Origin of the sequence: Cellulomonas sp. HD19AZ1 (assembly GCF_004535805.1) — a bacterium.
Taxonomy (GTDB): Bacteria; Actinomycetota; Actinomycetes; order Actinomycetales; family Cellulomonadaceae; genus Cellulomonas; species Cellulomonas iranensis.
In genome coordinates this window covers 103,954-126,534 of record NZ_SPHX01000001.1, presented here as the reverse complement: position 1 = coordinate 126,534, position 22,581 = coordinate 103,954, and the positions used below count along the sequence as shown (strand labels likewise).

Annotated in this window: 22 protein-coding genes and 1 riboswitch; of the genes, 3 read left to right on the top strand and 19 right to left on the bottom strand. The window is 75.4% G+C overall.

Annotated elements, in window-relative coordinates:
* Nucleotides 1-42: 42 nt before the first annotated feature.
* Nucleotides 43-132: riboswitch (ZMP/ZTP riboswitch) on the bottom strand.
* Nucleotides 133-161: 29 nt separating this feature from the next.
* Nucleotides 162-830, bottom strand: a complete 669-nt coding sequence (gene purN / locus E4A51_RS00665; RefSeq protein ID WP_070318437.1) for a phosphoribosylglycinamide formyltransferase — start codon at nt 828-830, stop codon at nt 162-164.
* Nucleotides 831-903: 73 nt separating this feature from the next.
* On the opposite strand from purN, the gene E4A51_RS00660 reads away from it, so the two are divergent.
* The gene (locus E4A51_RS00660; protein WP_134850618.1) at nt 904-1,515 is read left to right on the top strand and encodes a hypothetical protein; all 612 of its coding nucleotides are present in this window, start codon (nt 904-906) and stop codon (nt 1,513-1,515) included.
* A 48-nt stretch (nt 1,516-1,563) separates the two neighbouring features.
* Here the strand turns inward: E4A51_RS00660 and E4A51_RS00655 are convergent, their stop codons facing one another.
* The 8 genes from E4A51_RS00655 to E4A51_RS00620 all read right to left on the bottom strand — a co-directional run bounded on the left by E4A51_RS00655 (nt 1,564) and on the right by E4A51_RS00620 (nt 10,792).
* A complete protein-coding gene (locus E4A51_RS00655) occupies nt 1,564-2,883 on the bottom strand; it encodes a DUF6350 family protein (protein ID WP_206119931.1) in 1,320 nt (439 codons plus the stop codon).
* 133 nt (nt 2,884-3,016) lie between these two features.
* Nucleotides 3,017-3,907 (bottom strand): succinate--CoA ligase subunit alpha, encoded by an 891-nt coding sequence (gene sucD / locus E4A51_RS00650; RefSeq protein ID WP_070318439.1) that lies wholly within the window; start codon nt 3,905-3,907, stop codon nt 3,017-3,019.
* Nucleotides 3,908-3,938: 31 nt separating this feature from the next.
* Nucleotides 3,939-5,117 (bottom strand): ADP-forming succinate--CoA ligase subunit beta, encoded by a 1,179-nt coding sequence (gene sucC, locus E4A51_RS00645; RefSeq protein WP_070318440.1) that lies wholly within the window; start codon nt 5,115-5,117, stop codon nt 3,939-3,941.
* A 90-nt stretch (nt 5,118-5,207) separates the two neighbouring features.
* Nucleotides 5,208-5,615, bottom strand: coding sequence for a putative quinol monooxygenase (locus E4A51_RS00640; protein ID WP_082739581.1), 408 nt, complete (start codon nt 5,613-5,615; stop codon nt 5,208-5,210).
* A 49-nt stretch (nt 5,616-5,664) separates the two neighbouring features.
* Entirely contained in the window at nt 5,665-8,184 is a 2,520-nt protein-coding gene (gene pcrA, locus E4A51_RS00635) for a DNA helicase PcrA (RefSeq protein WP_134850617.1), read from the bottom strand.
* A 79-nt stretch (nt 8,185-8,263) separates the two neighbouring features.
* The gene (locus E4A51_RS00630) at nt 8,264-8,611 is read right to left on the bottom strand and encodes a hypothetical protein (RefSeq protein WP_070318442.1); all 348 of its coding nucleotides are present in this window, start codon (nt 8,609-8,611) and stop codon (nt 8,264-8,266) included.
* Nucleotides 8,612-8,810: 199 nt separating this feature from the next.
* On the bottom strand, nt 8,811-9,464 hold the full coding sequence (locus E4A51_RS00625) for a response regulator transcription factor (RefSeq protein WP_046528903.1): 654 nt from the start codon (nt 9,462-9,464) through the stop codon (nt 8,811-8,813).
* On the bottom strand, nt 9,461-10,792 hold the full coding sequence (locus tag E4A51_RS00620) for an ATP-binding protein (protein ID WP_134850616.1): 1,332 nt from the start codon (nt 10,790-10,792) through the stop codon (nt 9,461-9,463). Before E4A51_RS00620 ends, E4A51_RS00625 begins: the two co-directional genes overlap by 4 nt.
* Before the next feature lie 149 nt (nt 10,793-10,941).
* On the opposite strand from E4A51_RS00620, the gene E4A51_RS00615 reads away from it, so the two are divergent.
* Nucleotides 10,942-12,414, top strand: coding sequence for a PspC domain-containing protein (locus E4A51_RS00615; RefSeq protein WP_167748791.1), 1,473 nt, complete (start codon nt 10,942-10,944; stop codon nt 12,412-12,414).
* A complete protein-coding gene (locus E4A51_RS00610; protein ID WP_134850614.1) occupies nt 12,411-12,719 on the top strand; it encodes a hypothetical protein in 309 nt (102 codons plus the stop codon). The genes E4A51_RS00615 and E4A51_RS00610 overlap by 4 nt, the downstream gene beginning before the upstream one ends.
* A 149-nt stretch (nt 12,720-12,868) precedes the next feature.
* Here the strand turns inward: E4A51_RS00610 and E4A51_RS00605 are convergent, their stop codons facing one another.
* The 10 genes from E4A51_RS00605 to E4A51_RS00560 form a co-directional block, all read right to left on the bottom strand.
* Nucleotides 12,869-13,333 carry a hypothetical protein gene (locus tag E4A51_RS00605; RefSeq protein ID WP_046528907.1) on the bottom strand — a complete coding sequence of 155 codons (465 nt, stop codon included), beginning with the start codon at nt 13,331-13,333 and terminating at the stop codon, nt 12,869-12,871.
* A 348-nt stretch (nt 13,334-13,681) separates the two neighbouring features.
* Nucleotides 13,682-14,812: a glycosyltransferase family 4 protein gene (locus E4A51_RS00600; protein WP_134850613.1), complete on the bottom strand. Its 1,131-nt coding sequence runs from the start codon at nt 14,810-14,812 to the stop codon at nt 13,682-13,684.
* 5 nt (nt 14,813-14,817) lie between these two features.
* Nucleotides 14,818-15,246, bottom strand: a complete 429-nt coding sequence (locus tag E4A51_RS00595) for a DUF3817 domain-containing protein (RefSeq protein ID WP_082739595.1) — start codon at nt 15,244-15,246, stop codon at nt 14,818-14,820.
* Nucleotides 15,247-15,268: 22 nt separating this feature from the next.
* A complete protein-coding gene (gene guaA, locus E4A51_RS00590) occupies nt 15,269-16,870 on the bottom strand; it encodes a glutamine-hydrolyzing GMP synthase (RefSeq protein WP_070318447.1) in 1,602 nt (533 codons plus the stop codon).
* Between the two features lie 87 nt (nt 16,871-16,957).
* Nucleotides 16,958-17,407, bottom strand: coding sequence for a DUF3592 domain-containing protein (locus E4A51_RS00585; protein WP_167748790.1), 450 nt, complete (start codon nt 17,405-17,407; stop codon nt 16,958-16,960).
* 22 nt (nt 17,408-17,429) lie between these two features.
* Complete coding sequence (locus tag E4A51_RS00580) at nt 17,430-18,035, bottom strand: hypothetical protein (RefSeq protein WP_134850611.1); 606 nt, start codon at nt 18,033-18,035, stop codon at nt 17,430-17,432.
* Nucleotides 18,032-19,432 carry a hypothetical protein gene (locus E4A51_RS00575; protein ID WP_070318450.1) on the bottom strand — a complete coding sequence of 467 codons (1,401 nt, stop codon included), beginning with the start codon at nt 19,430-19,432 and terminating at the stop codon, nt 18,032-18,034. The genes E4A51_RS00580 and E4A51_RS00575 overlap by 4 nt, the downstream gene beginning before the upstream one ends.
* 118 nt (nt 19,433-19,550) lie before the next feature.
* On the bottom strand, nt 19,551-20,681 hold the full coding sequence (locus E4A51_RS18505) for a hypothetical protein (protein ID WP_134850610.1): 1,131 nt from the start codon (nt 20,679-20,681) through the stop codon (nt 19,551-19,553).
* Between the two features lie 50 nt (nt 20,682-20,731).
* Complete coding sequence (locus E4A51_RS00565; RefSeq protein ID WP_134850609.1) at nt 20,732-22,246, bottom strand: OmpA family protein; 1,515 nt, start codon at nt 22,244-22,246, stop codon at nt 20,732-20,734.
* Nucleotides 22,247-22,334: 88 nt separating this feature from the next.
* Nucleotides 22,335-22,553, bottom strand: coding sequence for a hypothetical protein (locus E4A51_RS00560; protein WP_046528916.1), 219 nt, complete (start codon nt 22,551-22,553; stop codon nt 22,335-22,337).
* Between the last annotated feature and the right edge of the window lie 28 nt (nt 22,554-22,581).

Sequence of the window (22,581 nt, the reverse complement as noted above, 5' to 3'; positions counted from 1 at the left end):
CCTTCCTGGGTCGGGCGGCGGTCCGGCAGGACCTTCGACGAACCCCGGCACCCAGGCGGGCGGTGCACTCGGCAGGGTGGTGCTCGGTCGCTCCCCGGTGGTCCTCCACCCTCGCCAGTCACGACCGCGCACGAGTCTACCGGCGCACCGGCGCGCGCGGGTCAGTCGGCCGCGGGCCGACCCAGGCGCGCGCGCCGGCCGTCGACCGTGAGCCCGTCGCGCGCGATGCGCCCCACGACGTCGACGAGCAGGCGACGCTCGACGACCTTGATGCGCTCGTGCAGCGACGACTCGTCGTCGTCGTCCGCGACCGCGACGGCCTCCTGCGCGACGACGGGGCCGTCGTCGACGCCCGCGTCCACGACGATCACCGAGCAGCCCGTGACCTTGACGCCGTACGCGAGCGCGTCGCGCACGCCGTGCGCGCCGGGGAACGACGGCAGCAGCGCGGGGTGCGTGTTGACCGTCCGCCCGCCGAACCGCGCGAGGAACGGCGCGCCCACGAGCTTCATGAACCCCGCCAGCACCACGGTGTCGGGCGAGAACACCGCGACGGCCTCGGTGAGCGCACGGTCCCACGCGTCGCGGTCGGGGAAGTCGCGCAGCGCGACGACCGCGGTCGGGACCCCGGCCTCGCGCGCGCGGTCGAGCGCCGCGACGCCCGCACGGTCGGACACGACGCCGACGACGCGCGCGCCGAAGGCCGGGTCGTCGTGCGCGTCGAGCAGCGCCGCGAGGTTGGAGCCCGTGCCGGACACGAGCACGACGAGGCGGTGCGCGCGGGACACGGCGTGGGCGGGCGGGACGGGACCGGGGCCGGTGCGAGTCACGCGGGTGAACCTACCCCGCCCGCGGGCCGACCCGTCCGCGCGTCCGGCGCCGCGCGTGCGCGAGAATGACGCCATGGGCAACCCGTGGGCACCGCCGGACCAGTCGCAGCCGCGGGACCAGTCGCCGCCGCCGGCGCCCGGTGCGCCGGGGGGCGCGACGCCCCCGCCGGGCACCGGGGGCGCGTGGCACCCGGGGCACGTCGGCCCGCAGCACGGCAGCCCCCAGCACCCGGGGCAGCACGCCGGGCCGCCGGCCGGGCCGCACCCGGGGCAGCGACCGCCGACGCCGCCCGACCCTGCGGGCGTCGCGCGCGCGACCCGCGCCGCGGTGTGGAGCGCGTGCCTCCTGCTGGCCGGCGTCGTGCTGCTCAGCGCGCCGTACCCGGGCCTGCTGGTCGCCCCCGTCACGGCCGTCGCGAGCCTCGCGTTCGCGATCGTCGCGGTGACGCGCGCGGCCCGCGCGCGCGCACGCGGACCGGTCGTCGCGCTGTCCGTCGTGCTCGTCGTCGCGTCGCTGATGTGGACGTTCCTCAGCGCGCAGTCGCTGCTCTACCTCGACGCCGTGCGCGACCTGCAGCGGTGCAGCGGCGCGGCGCTCACGCAGCAGGCGCAGAGCGCGTGCCAGTCGCAGTTCGACCGGGACGTCCGCGAGCGCATCGGGTCCGTGTTCGGCCTCGGCGGCTGACAACCGCTGGGCCGCACGTCGCCGCACGGCGACGTGCCGGCCGGTCGCTCACCCGGTGGCGTCCGGGCCCGTGGGCGTCGCGTCGTCGCCCGCGCGCGGTGCGGGCGCCGCGGCTGCCGCGCGTCGCCGCTCGCGCCCACGACGCACCGCGGCACGCACCTCGGGGTCGAACGGGACGCTCGTGCACGCGGCCGCGACGCCCGTCCCGGCGGCGGCGAGCAGCGCGACGAGGCCGACGTGCGCCCCGACGTGGGCCATGCGCCCCGGGCCCGCGGCACCGCTCGCGGCCGCCACGAGCAGCGCGACGAGGGACCCGACCGTGACCGCGAGGACCGCGAGCGCGACCACCACGTCGCGCGGCCGCACGGGCGTCGACCAGCGCCGCAGCACGAGCCCCGCGAGCAGGCCGACGGCGAGCACGAGCGCGGGCGCGGCCAGCGGCGGCCCGCCGCCCGCGTCGGGCAGCGCCCCGAGCAGCGGCACGGCCGGCAACGGGCCCGCGACCACCTCGGCGGGCGCGAACCGCGTCCCGGCGCCGACCGCGAACCCGGGGCCGACGACCCACGCGAGCGCCCACACCACGAGGTTCGGCAGGAACGCGAGCTCGCCCACCGCGAGCACGACCCCGCCGACGGCGTCGAGCGAGAGCCCGGCGACGACCTGCGCGACCGCGGCGTGCCCCGCGACGACCCACATGACGCAGACCACCGACGCGAGCAGCACGAGCCCGGCGGTCGCCAGCAGACCCGCGCGTAGCCCGACCGCGACGCCGCCCGGGAGCCGGTCGCGCACCGGTGCGACGAGCCGCGCCCACGGCGGCGCCTCGGGCCGCCGCAGCAGCCCGGCGCCCAGGCCGAGGCCGCCGACGAGCACGCCGCCCAGCAGCGCGCGCAGCACGCCCGTCCCGCCCGCACCGGTCACGACCGCGACGAGCACGGCGAGGAGGGTGTACGCCGCGACGCCCGCGAGGGCCGCACCCCGGGTCGCCTGCCCGGAACGACGCGCCGACGCGTAGCACGTGAACACCGCGAGCGCCGTGAGCCCCAGCGGCACGACCGACACGACGGCACCGCCCAGGGTAGCGGGCACGCCGTGCGCGAGCAGCCACAGGTTGGCGGCGACGACGACCGCCCGGGTCCACGCGACGTCGGCGTTGGCCGGGTCGGCCGAGGTCGCGACGAACACCGCGACCGCCGGCAGGGTGACCGCGAGCAGCGACAGCGCGGCGCCCTGCAGCGCGGTCAGCGCCCCGACGGCCCAGCGCGGCGCGCCGTCGATCGCCGACGTGAAGAACGACGGGCGGGGGTCGTCCTGCAGGACGCGGCGCACGCGCCCCGTGGTCGGGACGGGACCGGTGGAGGTGGGCACCCGCCCATGGTCGCCGCTCCGCCGGCCGGGCGACGGCACCCGACCCGGCGCGTCGTGGCCCCGCGACCCTGTGACGCACGAGACCGGCGGACCGGGACCTTCCGGGCCCGGTCCGCCGGTCTCGTCGGACGCGTCAGGCGGAGAGGATCTCGCGCGCGAGCGCGGCGGTCTCCGACGGGGTCTTGCCGACCTTGACGCCGGCGGCCTCGAGGGCCTCCTTCTTGGCCTGCGCGGTGCCGGACGAGCCGGACACGATCGCACCGGCGTGGCCCATCGTCTTGCCCTCGGGGGCCGTGAAGCCCGCGACGTAGCCGACGACCGGCTTGGTGACGTTCGCCTGGATGTAGGCGGCGGCCCGCTCCTCGGCGTCGCCGCCGATCTCGCCGATCATGACGATGAGATCCGTGTCGGGGTCGGCCTCGAACGCGGCGAGCGCGTCGATGTGCGTCGTCCCGATGATCGGGTCGCCCCCGATGCCGACGGCCGACGAGAACCCGAAGTCCCGCAGCTCGTACATCATCTGGTAGGTCAGCGTGCCCGACTTCGACACCAGCCCGATGCGGCCGGGGCCGGTGATGTCGGCGGGGATGATGCCGACGTTCGACTTCCCGGGGCTGATGAGGCCCGGGCAGTTGGGGCCGACGAGGCGCACGCCCTTGTCCTGCGCGTAGGCGAAGAACTCGGCGGTGTCGGCCACCGGCACGCCCTCGGTGATGATGACGACGAGCGGGACGCCGGCGTCGACGGCCTCGACGACCGCGGCCTTGGTGAAGGCCGGCGGCACGAAGATCACGGACACGTCGGCGCCGGTCTGCGCGACCGCGTCGGCGACCGAGCCGAAGACGGGCACGTCGACCGTGCCGTCGCCGTGCGGGAACGTCACCGACGTGCCGGCCTTGCGCGGGTTCACGCCACCGACCACCTGCGTGCCGGACGCGAGCATGCGGGTCGTGTGCTTCTGGCCCTCCGACCCCGTCATGCCCTGGACGATGACCTTGGACTCCTCGGTGAGGAAGATCGCCATGGTGTGTCTGCTTCTCTCTGGTCGGGGGGTCTCAGGCGGTGTGGGCGAGCTCGGCGGCCTTGTCGGCCCCGCCGTCCATCGTGTCGGCGAGCGTCACGAGCGGGTGCGCGGCTTGCGCGAGGATCGCGCGGCCCTCCACCACGTTGTTGCCGTCGAGGCGCACGACGAGCGGCTTGGACGCCTCGTCGCCGAGGATCTCGAGCGCCGCGACGATGCCGTTCGCGACCGCGTCGCACGCCGTGATGCCGCCGAAGACGTTGACGAACACCGACTTCACCTGCGGGTCGGACAGGATGATGTCGAGGCCCGCGGCCATGACCTCCGCGGACGCGCCGCCGCCGATGTCGAGGAAGTTGGCGGGCTTGACCCCGCCGTGCGCCTCACCCGCGTACGCGACGACGTCGAGCGTGCTCATGACGAGCCCGGCGCCGTTGCCGATGATGCCGACCTCGCCGTCGAGCTTGACGTAGTTGAGGTCCTTCTCCTTGGCGCGCGCCTCGAGCGGGTCGGCCGCGGCCGCGTCCTCGAGCTCGGCGTGGTCCGCGTGCCGGAAGTCCGCGTTGGCGTCGAGCGTGACCTTGCCGTCGAGCGCGACGACGTCGCCCTCCTCGGTGAGCACGAGCGGGTTGACCTCGACGAGCGTCGCGTCCTCCTCGCGGTACACGGTCCACAGCTTCTGCAGCACGTCGGCGACCTTCGGCGCGAGCTCGGGGGCGAAGCCCGCGGCGGCGACGATCTCGTCGGCCTTGGCCTGGTCGATGCCCGTGCGCGGGTCGACCGCGACCTTGGCGAGCGCGTCGGGGCGCTCGACCGCGAGCTGCTCGATCTCCATGCCGCCCTCGACCGAGCACATCGCGAGGTAGCGACGCTCGGCGCGGTCGAGCAGCAACGAGAAGTAGAACTCCTGGGCGATGCGCGCACCGGCCGCGACCATCACGCGGTGCACGGTGTGGCCCTTGATGTCCATGCCGAGGATCTCGCCGGCCTTCTCGGCGGCCTCGTCGGCGGACCGGGCGATCTTGACGCCGCCCGCCTTGCCGCGACCGCCCGTCTTCACCTGGGCCTTGACGACGACCACGCCGCCCTCGGGCGGGAGCAGGCGCTCCGCCGCCGCGCGGGCCTCGTCGGGCGTCGTGGCGACGATGCCGCCGAGCACGGGCACGCCGTGCTTCTCGAAGATGTCACGTGCCTGGTACTCGAACAGGTCCACCTGGTCCGGTTCCTCTCGTCACCACCGCGGCGGCCCGGTGCGGCCGCGTCGCCGCAGTGATCGTATCGCCGGGACCGAGGTCCCTCGACATCAAGAGACTGTGGGCGGGGTCACGTCGCTCGCGTCGGGGCCGGGTGCGGGTCGCGGCGGTGCGGCGGGCACGTCGTGCCGCCGTCGCACGCCCTCGGCGCGTGGCTCCCGCGCGAGGTCCGGGAAGGCGTCCGCCATGAGGATGTAGGTGTCCTTGCCGCGCTGGAAGGCGTCGATCTGCGGCACGAGGCGGCGGAAGTGCTCGCTCGCGCAGTGCTCGTCGAGCGCCTCCTGGTCCGGCCAGGTCTCGACGAACACGAAGTGCCCCGGGTCGTCCCTGTCGACGTACAGGTCGTAGCTGATGTTGCGCGGCTCCTGGCGCGTCAGCACGACGAGCTCGCGGTACAGCGGCATCACCGTGTCGATCGCGGCGACCTCGATGAGGTCCTGGGCGATGACCTTCAGCACGTGGGCCTTCCTGGGGAGACGGAGCCACCGGCCCGTGCAACGCGCGGGGTCAGAGCTTCGTGACGGGTGAGTACCGGAGCAGCAGGCGCTTCGCGCCGTGCGTCCCGAAGTCGATCTTCGCGACGGCGTTCTGGCCGGCGCCCTCGATCGCGATCACGGTGCCGAGCCCGTACGAGTCGTGCGTGACCTTGTCGCCGACGTCGAGGTCGGGCACGTCCCCGCGGGGTGTCGCCGACCCGAACGACGCACCGGTGCGCGGCAGCGGCTCGCGCCGCTCGGTGCGCACGGGCCCGCTGCCCGCGCCGGACGACCCCCGCTCCGACCACGACGACGACCCGCGACCTGCGGAGCCGAACCCGGAGCCCCAGCCGCCTCGCAGCCGCGACGTCGAGGACTCCCGGCGACGCCAGTCGACGAGCTCGTCGGGGATGTCGTCGAGGAACCGGCTGGGCGGGAACTCGTTGGGCGTGCCCCACGCCGTCCGCAGCGCGGCGCGCGACACGTACAGCCGCTGCCGCGCGCGCGTCAGCCCGACGTACGCGAGGCGCCGCTCCTCGGCGAGCTGGTCGGGGTCGGCCAGCGACCGCATGTGCGGGAACGTGCCGTCCTCCATGCCCGTGAGGAACACGACCGGGAACTCCAGCCCCTTGGCGGTGTGCAGCGTCATGAGCGTGACGACGCCCGCGGCCGCCGCGGCGGCCGCCTCCGCCTCGGCGTCGGCGCCGTCGGGCGTCGGGATCTGGTCGGAGTCCGCGACGAGCGACACGCGCTCGAGGAAGTCGGTGAGGTCGCCCTCGGGGTCGGACTCCTCGAACTCGGAGGCGACCGCGTGCAGCTCGGCGAGGTTGTCGACGCGGGAGCCGTCCTGCGGGTCGTCGCTGCCGCGCAGGTTCGCGAGGTAGCCGCTGCGGTCGAGCACGGCGCCGAGCACCTGCGCCGGACCGGCGCCCGACGCGGCGAGGTCGCGCAGCCCGTCGAGCATCTCCTGGAACGCCCGCAGGCCGGTCACCGCGCGTGCGCCGAGCCCCGGCACCTCGTCGAGGCGCGCGAGCGCGGCGCCGAACGAGATCCGCTCCCGCTCGGCGAACGCCGCGACCATCGACTCCGAGCGCTCCCCGAGGCCGCGCTTGGGCTCGTTGAGGATGCGTCGCGTGCTGACGTCGTCGTCGGGGTTCGCGACCGCGCGCAGGTAGGCGATCGCGTCCTTGATCTCCTTGCGCTCGTAGAAGCGCGTGCCGCCGACGACCTTGTAGGGCAGGCCGACGCGCACGAGCACCTCCTCGAGCGCGCGGGACTGCGCGTTGGCGCGGTAGAAGATCGCGACGTCACCGGGGCGCACGCCGTCGGAGTCGCCGAGGCGGTCGATCTCCTCGGCCACGAACCGCGCCTCGGCGTGCTCGTCGTCGGCGACGTACGCGACGATCTGCGCGCCCGCGCCCGAGTCGGTCCACAGCCGCTTGGGCTGGCGCCCCGGCACCTTGGACACGACCGCGTTGGCGGCCGAGAGGATGGTCTGCGTCGAGCGGTAGTTCTGCTCGAGCAGGATCGTGGTGGCGTCCGGGTAGTCGGCCTCGAACTCGAGGATGTTGCGGATGGACGCACCACGGAACGCGTAGATCGACTGGTCGGCGTCGCCGACCACCGTGAGCTCGCCGCGCCCCACGCCCTCCGGCGCGCCGGCGTCGTCCTGCGCGCCGACGCCGACGAGCTCGCGGACCAGCACGTACTGCGCGTGGTTGGTGTCCTGGTACTCGTCGACCAGCACGTGCCGGAACCGTCGCCGGTAGTGCTCGGCGACCTGTGGGAACGCCTGCAGCAGGTGCACCGTCCGCATGATGAGGTCGTCGAAGTCGAGCGCGTTCGCCTGCTGCAGGCGCTGCTGGTACCGCGTGTAGACCTGCGCGAGCACGGTGTCGAACTCGTCGGCGCGGCCGCCGCCGTTGCTGGCCGCGAACGCGTCGGGGTCGACCAGCTCGTCCTTGAGCGCCGAGATCTTGTGCCCCAGCGACTTGGCCGGGTACTTCTTCGGGTCGAGCTCGAGCTCGCGCGCGACGAGCGTGAGCAGCCGCTGCGAGTCCGCCTGGTCGTAGATCGAGAAGCTCGTGCGCAGGCCGAGCGTCGCGGCCTCGCGCCGCAGGATGCGCACGCACGCCGAGTGGAACGTCGAGACCCACATGCGCTGCGCCGACGGGCCGACGAGCTGCTCGACGCGCTCGCGCATCTCGGCCGCGGCCTTGTTGGTGAACGTGATCGCGAGGATCTCGCCCGCGCGCGCACGCCGCGTCGCGAGGAGGTGCGCGATGCGGTGCGTGAGCACGCGGGTCTTGCCCGACCCGGCGCCGGCGACGATGAGCAGCGGGCCGCCCGCGTGCAGCACGGCCGCGCGCTGCTGCGGGTTGAGGCCGTCGAGCAGCGCGGCCGCGCGGGCCTCGTCGGCGGCGCTGCGCTCGTCGGCGGTCGCGTCGTCGCCGCGCGGGGGGACGACGAGCGGCAGCCCCGACGACTCGCCCGCGTGCGAGCGGGTGGTGGCGGGGCCGAACAGGGGCAGGGAGTCGAACAGCGACGTCATGGCAGCACCCAGCCTAGGCGCCGCCACCGACACGGCGGGACGCTGCCCGCCGTGCCGGTGCCGGGCACCGGCACCGGCGTCAGCGCCAGAGCACGGCGATCGCGACGTTGAGCGCCGTCAGACCGGCGATCCCGCCGAGGTAGCCCCGCGTCACGACGTCGGGGCGTCGGCGCCCGACCACCACGAGCGCGGTCACGGCCAGCGCGACCACGAGCTTGACGGCGATCTTCACGTTGTTCGGCTCGTGCCCCGCGACGCCGGACGACGCGAGCCCGACCAGCACGATGCCGGTCACGAGCGCCGTCAGCACGCCGTGGAACGTGCCCGGGTTGAGGGTCACGCCCTTCAACCCGGCGAGCACGCCGCCGAACACCATCGCCCACCCGAGCAGGTGGAGCACCACGAGAACTCCGTAGACCACGTCCATGACCCCACCCTAGGCGATCTGACACGCTGTCAGATCGCTGCGACCGTCCGCAGCACGTGGCAACCGCCACGCCACCGCACCGCACCGCACCGCCGGACAGGCTCCCGGCTCGGCGGGCAGGCGCACGCCGCTGTCCGTGGCCCGCGCCGCTGTCCGTGGACCGCGGCGGTGTCCGTCGGCGCCCCGCCCGCGCGCCGGCTCAGAGCAGCCGGCGCGCCGCCGCCCACCGGGTCAGCTCGTTGCGGTTCGACAGCTGCAGCTTGCGCAGCACCGCCGACACGTGGGTCTCGACCGTCTTCACCGAGATGAACAGCTCCCCCGCGACCTCGCGGTACGTGTACCCGCGCGCGATGAGCCGCATGACCTCGCGCTCGCGCGCCGAGAGCCGGTCGAGCTCGTCGTCGCCCGTCGCGACGTCGCCCGCGGCCGTGCCGAACGCGTCGAGCACGAACCCCGCGAGGCGCGGCGAGAACACCGCGTCGCCGCCCGCGACCCGCAGCACGGCGTCCGACAGCGTCTGCGGGTCGATGTTCTTGGTGACGTACCCGCGCGCGCCGACGCGGATCACCGCGACCACGTCCTCGGACGCGTCGGACACCGACAGCGCGAGGAACCGCGTGCCGGGCACGTCGACGCACCGCCGCACGACCTCGGCGCCGCCGCCGCCGTCGCCGCCCGGCAGGTGCACGTCGAGCAGCACCACCGGCGGCGCGAGCTCGTGCACCACCCGCACGGCCTCGTCGACGTCCGACGCCTCCCCCACGACCCGCACGCGCGCGTCGAGCGACGCGCGCACGCCCGCCCGGAACATGTGGTGGTCGTCGACCAGCACCACGTCGACCTGCTCGCTCACGCGCCCCGCTCCTCGTCCTCGTCCGTCCCGGAGCCGCCGCGACCGACCGGCATCGCGAGGTGCACCTCCGTGCCCCGCTCGGGGCTGCTGCTGACGCGCGCGGTCCCGCCGCGCCGCCGTACGCGCCCCATGATGGACTCCCGCACGCCGAACCTGTCGGGACCGACCGCGTCGAGGTCGAAGCCGTCGCCGCGGTCGCGCACGAACACCTCGACCAGCTCGGGCCCCACCTCGAGGTACAGCGACACGGGCGGGCGGCCGTGCACGACCGCGTTGACGAGCGCCTCGCGCGTCGCCTGCAGCAGCGCGAGCGTGTCGGGCTCGGGCACGCGGTCGCCGACGACGACGACGTCGACGGCCACCGCCTCGCCGCTCGGCCCCGACCGCGAGTCCTCGACCTCCGCGACGACGGCGCGCAGCGCCGCGACGAGCGACGTACCCGGCTCGTGCCGGTCGTCGTACAGCCACTCGCGCAGCTCGCGCTCCTGGGCACGGGCCATGCGCGCGACCTCGACGGGCTCGTCGGCGCGCGCGCGGATCAGCGCGAGCGTCTGCAGCACCGAGTCGTGCAGGTGCGCCGCGATGTCCGCGCGCTCGGCCTCCCGCGCACGTGCCGCACGCTCGTCGCCGAGCTCGCGCACGAGCCGCACCCACCAGGGCGCGAGCACGAGGCCGACGCCCAGCAGCACCGCGAGACCCGCCACGGCCGACTGCACGAGCAGCGCGGGCTCGACGCCCCGCCCGCCCACCTGACCCGCGAGCAGCAGCACGCCGGCCCCCGCGAGCAGCCCGCCGCCGATGAGCCGCAGCACGCTGATGCGACGGCCGTCGCCCCGCGAGCGCTGCACGGCGTCCAGCTGGCTCCACGCCAGCGCCAGGCCCAGCAGCACGACGAGCACGGGCAGCGCCCACGCCGCGTCGATCTGCGCGCCGAGCCGCATCGCGACGAGCACGGCGGCCGCGAGCACGAGGAGCGCACCGAGCGCGAGCTCGGCCCACGGCACGCGCCGTCCGTCCGCCCGCAGCGGCTGCCGCCGGGCCAGCCGCTGCAGCGTGCTGGGCCGCGCCGCGGCCGCGGCGGCCGCCGGGTCGCCCACGGGGACCGCGAGCCACCAGAACACGTACAGCGCGAGGCCGGTGCCCGCGAACGGCACGAGCAGCACGAGCGCCACGCGCACGACGGCCGCGGGGAGCGCGAGGTGCGCGGAGAGCCCGGTCGCGACGCCGGCGAACCAGCGCCCCTGCTCGGGGCGGCGCAGCGGCAGCCGCACGCGCGGCACGGCGGCCGGGCGCGGGGGCGCGCCGAACGGCGCGGGGGCGGTGGTCACGCCCCGATCGTCACACGCGCGCACCCGCCGGGGCACGCACCGGGACGGAGGTTCAGGGGCCGGCGCCCGGGATCTGGGGGTGCGTCCCAGGGTGCCCTCAGGGGCGGTCCCCGATGTGCCCGGGGTACCGCGACCGGCAGGATCGAGCCATGGACACGCAGACTCCCGCCGGTGCCGGCACCGGCTCGCCGGGCCCGACGCCCGGCACGGGCCCCCAGCCGGGCGCCACGCCCCCCGCGCCGCCCTCGACGTCGTCGTTCTGGTCGGGCATCCGCCGCTCGGGCCTGCACCGGTCCGACGACCGCTGGGTCGCCGGCGTCGCCGGCGGTCTCGCCGACCGGCTCGGCGTCGACCCCCTGGTCGTGCGTGGCGTCCTCGCGGTGTCGTTCCTGCTCGGCGGCTTCGGCCTCGTGCTGTACGGCGTGGCCTGGGCGCTGCTCCCGGACGCCCGCGACGGTCGCATCCTGTTCGAGCGGCTGCTGGCCGGGGAGACCGACGGCGCGCTGCTCGGGTCGCTGGTCGTGGTCGTGGTCGGGCTCGCGCGCGGCGACGGCTGGTGGTGGTTCTGGGACGGCGGCGGCGCGCTCGCCGGCCTGCTCTGGGCCGTGCTCCTGGTCGGGCTGCTCGTCCTGGTCGTGACGTCGATGCAGCGCCGCGGCCGGGCGCGCGGGCCGTGGCAGCCCACGCCCCCGCCGGGCGGTCCCGCCGCGTCGGGTCCGGCACCCGCGTACGGCACGCCGCCCGCGGCGACGGCCGCACCGACGGCCGGCGCGACGACGCCCGCGGCGGCGTGGTCCGCCCGCACGACGACCCCGCTGCCCCCGACCGGCACGTACGGCGCCGCCACGCCGCCCGTGCCCCCGGGTCCGCCGGCACCGCCCTACGGCAGCGCCCCCGCGGGTGGCGCCCCCGTGCCGCCGCCCGCGCCCCCGCGTCCGCCGCGGCAGCGCCGTCCGGGCCCCGACGCGACCACGGTCGCGACGGTCGTCGGGCTGAGCGTCGTCGCGCTGGGCGCGCTCATGCTGGCCGAGCGCACCGGCACGTTCGACGGTCCCGTGTGGCTCACCGCGGGGGGCGTCTTCCTGGTCCTCGCGGGCCTCGGCCGGATCTCGCTCGGGTTCCGGGGCCGCCGCAGCGGCCTCCTGGGCGTCGCGAGCGTCGTCGCCGCGCTGGTGTGGGTGCCGGGCGCGATCGCCCACCAGTCGGACGACTGGCGCGGCGACTTCCCCGTGGTGTGGCGCACCGACGCCCCCGCGGCGTCGGACGTCACGGTCACGAGCCGCAAGGTCGCCGCGAACGGCGTCAGCCTCGGGTTCGGCCAGTCGCGGGTCGACCTCACGGGTCTGCCGATCACGCGGGACACGCTGCACGTGCCGATCTCGATCGGGGCCGGCGACCTCACCGTCGTCGTGCCGACCGACGCGGCGGTGCGCGCCGAGGTGTCGGCGGGCATCGGCAAGGTCTCGTGGCGGCTGGACGACGACTACCACGAGCGCAGCGGCATCGCGCTCGGCGAGGTGGTGTTCGAGGACGCCGCGGCCGAGGCGGGGACGCCCGACCTGGTGCTGGAGATCAGCTCGGGCGTCGGCGAGGTCAGGATCATCGAGGAGGACGCAGCATGAGCACCGACGAGACGCAGCCGCTGGCGGCACCCGCCGACCCCGAGCCGACCCCGCCGGACCTGACGACCGCCGGGTTCGCCCCCGGGGAGACGGCGGCCCCGCGGCCGGGCGTTCGGGTCAGCACGGTCGTCGGAGGGCTCATCGGCGTCCTGCTCGGCGTGGGCGTGCTGCTCGTCGCCGCGGGGTACACGATCGACGTCGAGCTCGCGGCGATCGTGCTGCTGATCCTGGCGGGCGTGGGGCTCATCCTCGGCCCGCTCGTGCAGGGGATGCGCCGTGGCCGCGAGGCCCGGGTGCCGCGCTGAACCGCCGCCGGGGCGCACGGTGGAGGAACCGTGCGCCCCGGCGGGACGACCGAAGGCCGGTACCCGTGTCGGGTACCGGCCTTCGTGCGTCTGCCGTGCGGTCCGCTCACCGGACCGCGCGGGGCGCGACCCGTGGAGGGAACGGGTGCTCAGACGTTCTGGACGACGGGCGCGGCGGTGGTCGCCTCGACCCGGGCGGCGATGCGACGCAGGGTCTCGCCGGTGATGATGAAGACGACGCCGAGGCCGAAGACCAGCAGGGCGACGCCGAACGCGACGACCGAGGTGAACAGCGAGGCCCGCAGGAACGAGCCGTTCATCATGGTCTCGCGGACCGGGTCCTCGCGGTCGAGCTGCGAGTAGGTCTTGCCGCCCGACGCGTCGAGCGCGTGGTGGTTGATGATGTCGGCCTGCGCCCACGCCTCCCACGGCGTGTCGACGATCGCGCCGCCGAACGCCGCGGCGTCCTCGGACACGGTGATCTGCTCGGCGCGCAGGTTGCTGGACACGGCGATCCAGGTGCCCGTGCCGGCGACGGCGAAGAGCGCGCCGAACACCATGACGACGATCGCCAGGGCCTTGATGTGGGCGGGCTTGCTCTGCACTGCGGACATGGTCGTTCTCCCCGATCGGCTTGCGGTGTACCCCCACGGTCGGGACCGCATCGCTGCCGGTCCCGGTGAGCGGTCGTGCTCACGTAAGAAAGCGTCGTCGCAGGTCGAGCGGATCCCGTGGGACTCTGGTCCCTCGGGGTACCGCGACGTATCACCCGTGCGGGTGACTCGCTTCTCGACCCCGGACCAAAGGCCCGACGCCCCCCTGGACCTGCGACGATACACGAAAGCGCAGGTCAGCCTCAGTTTCCCCGCTGCGGGCGTTCGGCACGTCCACGATGCCCGTTCCGCCCGGTGTCCCGCGGACGGAGCACGCGTGCGTCCGCCCCGCTGCCGGGAAGCCTGGGCTCAGCGCGCGGCGAGCCCGGCAGCGCGCGCGTACTGCGCGTCGGCGGCCGCCAGCACGTGCTCCCAGTCGAACGGCGGCCGTGTCGTGCACGCGCGCGTGCGCATCGCGGCGAGCAGCTCGCGGTCGCGTGCGAGCAGCACGACCGCCTCGACCATCTCCGCGTCGTCCGCGACGAGGAAGCCGTCGAGCCCGTCGGTGACGAACTCCCCCACGCCGGTCCCGGCGTGCGCGAGCACCGCGAGCCCCGCCGTGCGCGCCTCGAGCGCGGCGATCCCGAACGCCTCGAGCCGCGCCGGAGCGAGGAAGACGTCGGCGTCGGCGTACGTCTCGCGCACCTCCGCACGCGGCAGGCGGCCGCGCAGGTCCACGACGTCCTGCAGCCCCGCGGCGGCCACGCGGGCGCGCACGGCGTCGCGCGCCGGCCCGTCGCCGACGAGCGTGAGCCGCAGCGCACCGGGCGGCAGCCGTCGCGCGGCCGCGGCGACCACGTCGACCAGCGGCACGGCCCGCTTGCGGGGCGCGAGGCGCATGGTCGCGACCAGGTGCACCGGGCCGTCGTGCACCACGGGCGCGTCCGGCGCCGGCGCCCACGCCTCGAGGTCGATGCCGTTGGGCACGACGTCGACGCGCGCGTCGAACAGGGCGCGCACGCGCTCGGCGGCGGCACCGCTGACGGCGCTCAGCGCGGCGGGGACGTCGCGCCAGCGGGTGCGGGGCACCACGTGGCGGCCGACGTCGGCGAGGCCGTCGAGCATGCAGTGCCACGTGATCGCGGTCGGCAGGCCCAGCGCGGTCGCGACGCGCACGCCGTCGAACGCGAACGGGGACACGACGCCCGCGTGCACGTGCACGGCGTCCGGCCGCAGGTCCCGCAGCACCGCGCGCGTCAGCCGCGCACCGGTCAGCGGGTTGACGGGCAGGTCGAACGGCAGCCGGGCCCCCAGCCGGTGCACGTGCACACCGTCCTCGACGTCGACGACGCCGCCGCGCTCACCGCCCTCGCCGAGCGTCGCCGTGAGCACGTGCACGTCGTGCCCCGCGCGGGCCTGGTGACGTGCGAGGTCCCCGACCTGCGTCTCGATGCCGCCCGTGCGCGGCGCGAAGCAGTCCGAGACGTGGACGACCCGCACGCCGGTCAGGCCTCCGCGGGGACGACGGCGTCGATGCGCGCCGCCGCGTCGCGGTGCACGCGGCGCTCGAGCACGAACGACATGACCGGAACGACGCCCGCGAGCGCCATCGTCACGAGCCGCCCGAGACGCCAGCGCAGCGTCGACCACAGGTCGAAGACCGTGACGAGGTACACGACGTACACCCAGCCGTGCACCATCGCGATGATCCGCGCGGCCTCGGACCGCGGGTCGCCCTCGACGTTGAACCCGGGGACCTGCAGGACGTACTTGAGGACCATCTCGACGCACAGCAGCAGCAGCATCACGCCCGTGACCCACGCCATGACGCGGTAGCGCCGCAGCGAGCCGCGGGCCTTGCGGGCCCACGCGGCCACCTCGGGCGCGGGCGCCGCGGCGGGGGTCGGGACGGGGCCGTTCGCCTCGGTGCTCACGCTGGTCCTCTCGTCGTCGCGGTCACTCCCACTCGATCGTGCCCGGCGGCTTGCTCGTGACGTCGAGCACGACGCGGTTGACCTCGGGCACCTCGTTGGTGATGCGCGTGGAGATCGTCGCGAGCACGTCGTACGGCAGGCGGGTCCAGTCGGCCGTCATGGCGTCCTCCGACGACACGGGCCGCAGCACGATCGGGTGCCCGTAGGTGCGCCCGTCGCCCTGCACGCCGACGGACCGCACGTCACCCAGCAGCACGACCGGGCACTGCCAGATCTCGCGGTCCAGGCCCGCGCGCGTCAGCTCCTCGCGCGCGATCGCGTCGGCCGCACGCAGCGTCTCGAGGCGCTCGGCGGTGACCTCGCCGACGATGCGGATCCCCAGGCCGGGGCCGGGGAACGGCTGGCGCCACACGATCGACTCGGGCACGCCCAGCTCGAGGCCGACCGCGCGCACCTCGTCCTTGAACAGCGTGCGCAGCGGCTCGACGAGCGCGAACTGCAGGTCGTCGGGCAGGCCGCCCACGTTGTGGTGCGACTTGATGTTGGCCGCGCCCTCGCCGCCGCCGGACTCCACGACGTCGGGGTACAGCGTGCCCTGGACGAGGAACTTCACGTCCTCGCCGTGCGCGCCGGCGTCCTCGACGACCTCGCGCGCGGCGTCCTCGAACACGCGGATGAACTCGCGCCCGATGATCTTGCGCTTCGTCTCCGGGTCCGACACGCCCGCGAGCGCCGTGAGGAACCGCTCGCGCGCGTCGACGACCTTGAGCTGCACGCCCGTCGCGGCGACGAAGTCCTGCTCGACCTGCTCGGCCTCGCCGGTGCGCAGCAGGCCGTGGTCGACGAACACGCACGTGAGCTGGTCGCCGACGGCGCGCTGCACGAGCGCGGCCGCGACGGACGAGTCCACGCCGCCCGAGAGCCCGCAGATGACGCGCGCGTCGCCGACCTGCGCGCGGATGCGCTCGACCTGCTCGGCGATGACGTTGCCGGGGTTCCAGTCGGGCGTCAGGCCCGCGCCCCGGTAGAGGAAGTTCTCGAGCGTGTCCTGGCCCAGCGGCGAGTGCTTGACCTCGGGGTGCCACTGCACGCCGTACAGGCGCCGCTCGCGGTCCTCGAACGCCGCGACGGGGCTGCCGGCGCTCGTCGCGAGCACCTCGAACCCCGCGGGCGCGGCGTGCACCGCGTCGCCGTGGCTCATCCAGACCGTCTGCTGCTCGGGGCTCCCCTCGAGCACGGTCCCGGCGTCGGTGATCTCGACGGCGGTGCCGCCGTACTCGCGCTGGCCGGTCTGCGCGACCGTGCCGCCCAGGGCCTTGGCCATCGCCTGGAAGCCGTAGCAGATGCCCAGCACGGGCACGCCCGCCTGGAACAGCTCGGGCCCCACGAACGGCGCGCCGTCGGCGTACACCGACGACGGCCCGCCCGACAGGATGATCGCCGCGGGGTCCTTGGCCAGCATCTGCTCGACCGTGGCCGTGTGCGGCACGATCTCGGAGTACACGTTCGCCTCGCGCACGCGGCGCGCGATCAGCTGCGCGTACTGCGCGCCGAAGTCGACGACGAGGACCGGGCGGTGGGCCGTGGGCTGGGGGGGCGTCGCGGGCTCGGGGGTCTGCGTCACGCAGCCCAGCCTAGTCGCCCCGCGAGCGGGCTCCGGCGTCGCGTCCGGGACCCGGGCGACCCGGCGCGTGCCCCGGGAGACGCGACCTCAGCCGCCCGCGAGCACCAGCACGAGGCCGCGCACGAGCACGAGCGGGAAGATGACGAGACCCGTCGCCATGGCGCCGACCAGGAAGCCGGGCCGCTCCAGGTCGGGCCGGTCGACGTAGAGGCGGCGGGGGTCGCGCGGGTCCTGGACCACGGGCACCTCCTGCCCCGGCTGGTACTCCCCCGCAGGCAGCTTCTGGTCCGTCAGCACGCCGCCCGGGACGGCGGCCGTGGCGACCACGACGCGGACCGTCGGACGCTCCGTGACCGACCGTCGCTCCATGACGCGGGTCCCACGCACCTCGAGCACGCGCCCCGTGCCGCGCAGCCCGCGCCGGAACACCCGGTGGCGCCGGTACACGTACGAGAACGCGACCGCGAACACCACCAGGAAGAGCACGCCGCCGACGCCCACCAGGGCCGCCGTCGCGAGCGGGCTCAGGGGCTGCACCCCCGTGACCGGGTCCACCCGGTCAGCCGTCGACGCGCACGGTGCGCAGCACCTCGTAGGCGACCGAGTCCGCGAGACCGCCGCGCGGGGCCTCGGCCCACACGCCGACGACGCGCGTGCCCGCGGGGTCACGCGTGGTCACGTACTCGACGTCGAGCTCGGTGCCGTCGTCGAGCGTGAGCACGCCGCGCACGGCCACGGCGTGACCGAAGCCCTCCCACGTCAGCGGGACCTGCTCGAGGTCGCTCGCGATGCCCGACGCGCCCAGCTGCGCGAACGCCGTCGCGGCGGCCGCGTCGACGCCGGCGTCGTCGACGTCCTCGTCGCGCGTGACCGTGAGGTTCACCTCGGAGCGCGCCGCGCCCTCGCGCTGCAGCACGAGCTGCGTCGTGTCCTCGCCCGACGTGCGCTCGTCGGACGTGAAGTCCGCGGGCACGTCGATCCCGATGCCGTCGACCGTCGAGCGGGACGCCCCGTCGACGCCCTCGAGCGTCGTGATGTCCCACCCCCCGGTCGGTGCCGTGGGCGCCGTGGACGACGCGCCGCCCTCACCCTCGGCCGCGTCCTGCGAGCAGGCCGACAACGTCAGAGCCGCCACCACCGCGACCGCGGCACCCAGCACCCTCATGCAGCGCACCCGCTCCACTCCTTCCAGCCCGTCGGCGTCATGTAGTACGCGTCCGTCGTCTCCGACGACGACGTCGACGCCCCGAGGCTGAACCCTAGGCCACCGACGGCCGGCGCCTTGAGCGAGAGGGCCGCCGCCAGGAGGTCCTGCGAGCTGACGTCGACGAACTGCGCGGTGATGTCACCGCTGCGCCGCGCCTCGTCGAAGATCAGCGGGATCGCCGCCGAGGTCGCCATCGAGGGCTGGCCCGCGACGGCCACGGCGCCGAGGCCCGCGAGCGCCGCCGTCACCTGCGTGCGGTTCCGGTCGGTGACCGCGAAGTCGGCCGTGAGCGTCAGCCCCTTGCCGTAGCCGTCGCCGATCGGGTAGCCGGCGCCGTTGCTCAGCGCGTACGCGCCCTCGGAGGACGCCGCACCGTCGAGCGAGACGTGGTTCAGCTGGCCGTCCGGCCCGACCGTCGCCGCGACGACGAGCTGGACCTGGCCGCTGACCTCGCCGCCCTGCCCCCAGTTCGGGTCGCTGCTGGAGAAGCCCAGCTGGGCGGCCGCCTCGGCGGTCAGCTCGACCTTGGAGTACACGGTGATGTCGCCGGTCTTCGTGTCGATCTTGGTGCCGAGCGCGTTCGAGTAGTCGATCGACGCCGAGCCGCCGGCCACGCCGACCCCGACACCGGCGCCCGCGTTGGCGACGACGCCGCCCTCGGCGTACACCGCGCTCGGGACCGGCGGCACGTACGTGTTGCCCGTCACCCAGTCGATGAGCTGCGAGACGCCCTCGAGGCCGATGCCGACGAGCGGCGCGGCGGGCCCCGTGGCGGACGCGACGACGTTCTGCGCGAACTTGCGCTGCACCCAGCCGTTGAAGTCCTGGACGTCCTCGATCGAGTCGAACGTGAACTCGGCACCGCCGCCGGCGTGCAGGCCCGCGGCCGCCTCGGCGCTCAGCTCGACCGAGCCGCCGTAGCCCATGATCTCGAGACCGCCGTGCGCCTCGCCGGCGCTCGCGACGGCCTTGACCGCGACGTCGCCGTTCAGCGTCACGCGGTACGTGCCGTCGCTGAGCCGGTCGACCGACAGCTGTCCCTCGCTGCCGAGGTCGACGAACGCGATCGAGACGCCCGCCTGGACCGTCGTGGTGTCCGTGCCGAGCGTGCAGGCCCGCTCGGGCTCGCGGTCGACGTCGATCTGACCGGCGCCGCCGCAGTCCGCGTCGAACGCGTCGCACAGCTTCGCGACGATGGTGTCGCCCACGGGCAGCACCCACATCGCGATGCCCGCGATGAGCGCCACGACCACGGCGACCGCACCGACGTACTCGACCAGCCCGGCGCCCTCGTCGCCGCGGACGCGCGCGGTGCGCGCGTCCGACGGCCGGCACCCGTCGTGACCCTTGCTCATCGCCTGCCTCCTCGGTTCACGACGGACGTTACAGAGCGGGCCGCGGCCCGGTCGTGGGCCCGGGCTCCCCCACGGGGCCCAGGCCCGACCCGGGTCGCAGGGCCCAGCCGGCGCCGCGTCACGGGCCCACCACCAGTCGCGTCTCCGCGAGGAACGCGCCGATGCCCGACGGCGGCGCGAACGGCGGCGGCGGGGGCGGCGGGGGCGGCGGCGTCCAGTCCGGGTCGTCCGGGTCGGGGGTGGGCGTCGGCGTCGGCGTCGGGGTGGGCGTCGGTGCCGGCGCCACCGTGCGGCACGTGCCGCGCACGAGGTAGCCGAGCGTGCGACCCGAACGGCACACGCCCGAGCTCAGGCGCAGCTCGGCGGTGGCGACCTGCTCGACGCGCTTGCCGGAGTGCGGGACCGCGTCGAGGCTGCGCACGCGCACGGTCACCCGCGCGCGGGGCACGTCGACGTCGAGCGACAGGAGCTCGGCGTCGTTGGCCTGCGCGAAGGACCGCGCCGACCCGACCATCGCGCCCCCCGTGAACGCGCCGAGGTCCGTCCCGGCGAAGTCCCAGAAGTCGTCGGCGTCGCTCGCCCACCGCGCGCGGTCGAACGCACCCCGCACGCCGTCGCGCCAGGTGTCGGCCGCGGCGAGGGCGGCCGCGTCGGCGGCCGTGCGCGACTCGCGTGCGTCCGAGGTCGCCGACCCGACGACCGCGACCACGAGCAGCGCGGCCGCGACGAGGCCGGCGACCGCCGGGATGATCAGCAGGTTCGTCGCGCCCCGGTCGTCGGCGAGCGACCTGCGGTAGCGCAGCGGGAGCCGCTCGGCCTCGCCGGGCGAGACGAACAGCACGGACAGCAGCGGGAACGCCACCCACGTGAGCAGGTCCAGCGCCAGGCGCCACGACCACAGCGACGTCCCGCTCGCGAGGGCGCCGAGGACGCCGAGGACGAGCTGCAGCGACCACGCGACCGCCGCCGCGACGACGACGGTCGGCAGCACCTCGCGGCGCTCGTCGAAGCCGCGCCGGCTCCGGTAGGAGCGCACCGCGACGACGCCGACGCACGTGAGCCGCACGGCCGAGAGCACCCAGCCGATCGCGAGCGCGGTGGTCGGGTCGATCGCGAGGAGGAAGGTCGCGAACGCCGGCAGCAGCAGCCAGTACAGGAGCGCGAAGGTGAGCAGGTCCAGCACGACGAACAGCGCCACCGTGCGCCAGTCGACGCGTCGCGCGGACGCGCGCGGCATGGTCCAGGACATGCGGTGCTCGCTCTCTGCTCGGGGCGGCGCCAGGGCGGGGAGCCGCGGCGTCAGCCCTCGACGGGGACGTCGGTGATGCGGAACCGGCCCTGCGCGTCGACGGTGACGGTGTCCTGACCCGAGTCGGGCCACAGGACCGTGACGGTGACGGACTCGCCCTGCGACAGCGGGGCGTCGACGAACTGGTCCGCCAGGACCCCTCGCGCGTCGTCGCCGTCGGCGTCGCCGCGCAGGTAGTCGGCCGGGTAGAGGTAGGAGCCCTCGCCGAGCAGGGTCGCGCCGTACGCGCCCGCGGTGAGGGTGGTCGACGACAGCCCGCGCGACAGCAGGCGGCCCTCGGCGAAGTCGCCGAACAGCCCGACGGGCGCACCCGTGCCGGACGACACGCGCTCGATCTCGAGCGATCCGACGAGGAACGGTCCGCTGCGGCGCACCTCGGTCGCGCTCACGGCCCACGTGGCGCCCGCGACGTCGACCTGCACCGGCGAGCCCGCCGTGCCGACGGGGCCCGTCGGCTCGGGCACCGCGACGTCGCCGGTCGTGACCTCGAGCGCCTGGCCGGCCTGCGCGACGGTGAAGCGGACCTCGACGCGGCGGTTGGCGGCGCGGGCCTCCGGGCTCGTGCCCGACGCGACGGGCTCCGTCTCGCCCTTGCCCTCGGTGCGGAGCGTGAAGCCGCCGCCGAGGGTCTGGCCGAGGCGCGCGGCCACGGACGCCGCACGGCGGTCGGACAGCGCCAGGTTGTAGTCGTCCGAGCCGACGTCGTCGGTGTGGCCGGTGACGACGACCTCGCCCTCCTGGGCCGCCGCCGCGATCTGCGCAGCCGCCGCGTCGACGGCCGCTCCGGCCTCGGGCGTGAGGTCGGAGACGTCGGTCGCGAAGAGCACGTCGGACGCGAGCGTCACGGTCGCGTCCTCCGCCTGCACCTGGGTGCTGGCGGCGCCGTCGTACGCGACCGAGAAGACCTCGACGCCACCCTCGGGGTAGACCGCCGTGGCGGTCGCGCCGAGGTCCTCGGGCGTCGTGCCGACGTCCTGCCCCGTCACGACCGGCACGTCCTCGACGAGCCCGAAGTACGGGAAGAGGACGTCGACGCTCGTCGCGTCCGGCGCGGCGAAGAACGCCTCCGAGGTCACCGACCCGCCCGGCGCCAGGTTGAGCGCGTCGCCGCTGGTCGAGACCGACGTGCCGCCGTCCCGGCCGACCTCCCACGCGCGCATGCCCTCCGGGTCGACCAGCCGCAGCTTGCCGACGTTGAGGAAGGACCCCGCGTTGCGCAGCAGGGCAGCGATCGAGAGGTTCGTGCCCGCGGGTGCGTCGTCGCCCATCGTGTAGTCGACCGTGAGCAGCGCGTGCTCCCCGACGACCTGCACGGGGTGCACGGTCAGCTCGACCGGCGCCCCGAGGTGCTCGACCTCCACCACGACCGACCCGTCGTCCGCCGGGGCGGACGACGTGGGCTGCGCCCCCGTCGTCGTCGGACCGGGTTCCGGGTCCGAGCCCGTGCAGGCGGTGGCCGAGAGCACGACGGCGAGGGCGACGGCGGTCAGACGGGCACGGCGCATGGAGGACCTTCCTGGACGACGAGACCGGTCCGGCCGCCACACGGGCGGCCGGACCGGTGTCCCGGCCACGTCCGGCCGGGTGGCTGGGTCAGCCGATGCTGTTGATGGCCTCGGTGAGCTTGCTGACGATCGTGCCGCCGAGACCCGAGGCCGCCGCGATCACGATCCCGATGATCGCCACGACGACCAGGATGATACCGACGTACTCGACAGAGCCCTGGCCACGGTCGTCGCGGCGCAGCGCGCCCAGCACGAGGCCCGTGAAGGCGAGGCGGGCGGCGATGGCGCGGCGCGTGAGGTTCTCCATGGTGTTTCCTCCTGAGCGTGGGGCCAGC

Coding starts and splice junctions, on each gene's coding strand:
- E4A51_RS00660 (WP_134850618.1), top strand. CDS start 904: ATGGGCAACCCGTGGGCACCGCCGGACCAGTCGCAGCCGCGGGACCAG.
- sucD (WP_070318439.1), bottom strand. CDS start 3,907: ATGGCGATCTTCCTCACCGAGGAGTCCAAGGTCATCGTCCAGGGCATG.
- pcrA (WP_134850617.1), bottom strand. CDS start 8,184: ATGACGTCGCTGTTCGACTCCCTGCCCCTGTTCGGCCCCGCCACCACC.
- E4A51_RS00630 (WP_070318442.1), bottom strand. CDS start 8,611: ATGGACGTGGTCTACGGAGTTCTCGTGGTGCTCCACCTGCTCGGGTGG.
- E4A51_RS00615 (WP_167748791.1), top strand. CDS start 10,942: ATGGACACGCAGACTCCCGCCGGTGCCGGCACCGGCTCGCCGGGCCCG.
- E4A51_RS00610 (WP_134850614.1), top strand. CDS start 12,411: ATGAGCACCGACGAGACGCAGCCGCTGGCGGCACCCGCCGACCCCGAG.
- E4A51_RS00605 (WP_046528907.1), bottom strand. CDS start 13,333: ATGTCCGCAGTGCAGAGCAAGCCCGCCCACATCAAGGCCCTGGCGATC.
- E4A51_RS00580 (WP_134850611.1), bottom strand. CDS start 18,035: ATGAGGGTGCTGGGTGCCGCGGTCGCGGTGGTGGCGGCTCTGACGTTG.
- E4A51_RS00575 (WP_070318450.1), bottom strand. CDS start 19,432: ATGAGCAAGGGTCACGACGGGTGCCGGCCGTCGGACGCGCGCACCGCG.
- E4A51_RS18505 (WP_134850610.1), bottom strand. CDS start 20,681: ATGTCCTGGACCATGCCGCGCGCGTCCGCGCGACGCGTCGACTGGCGC.
- E4A51_RS00565 (WP_134850609.1), bottom strand. CDS start 22,246: ATGCGCCGTGCCCGTCTGACCGCCGTCGCCCTCGCCGTCGTGCTCTCG.
- E4A51_RS00560 (WP_046528916.1), bottom strand. CDS start 22,553: ATGGAGAACCTCACGCGCCGCGCCATCGCCGCCCGCCTCGCCTTCACG.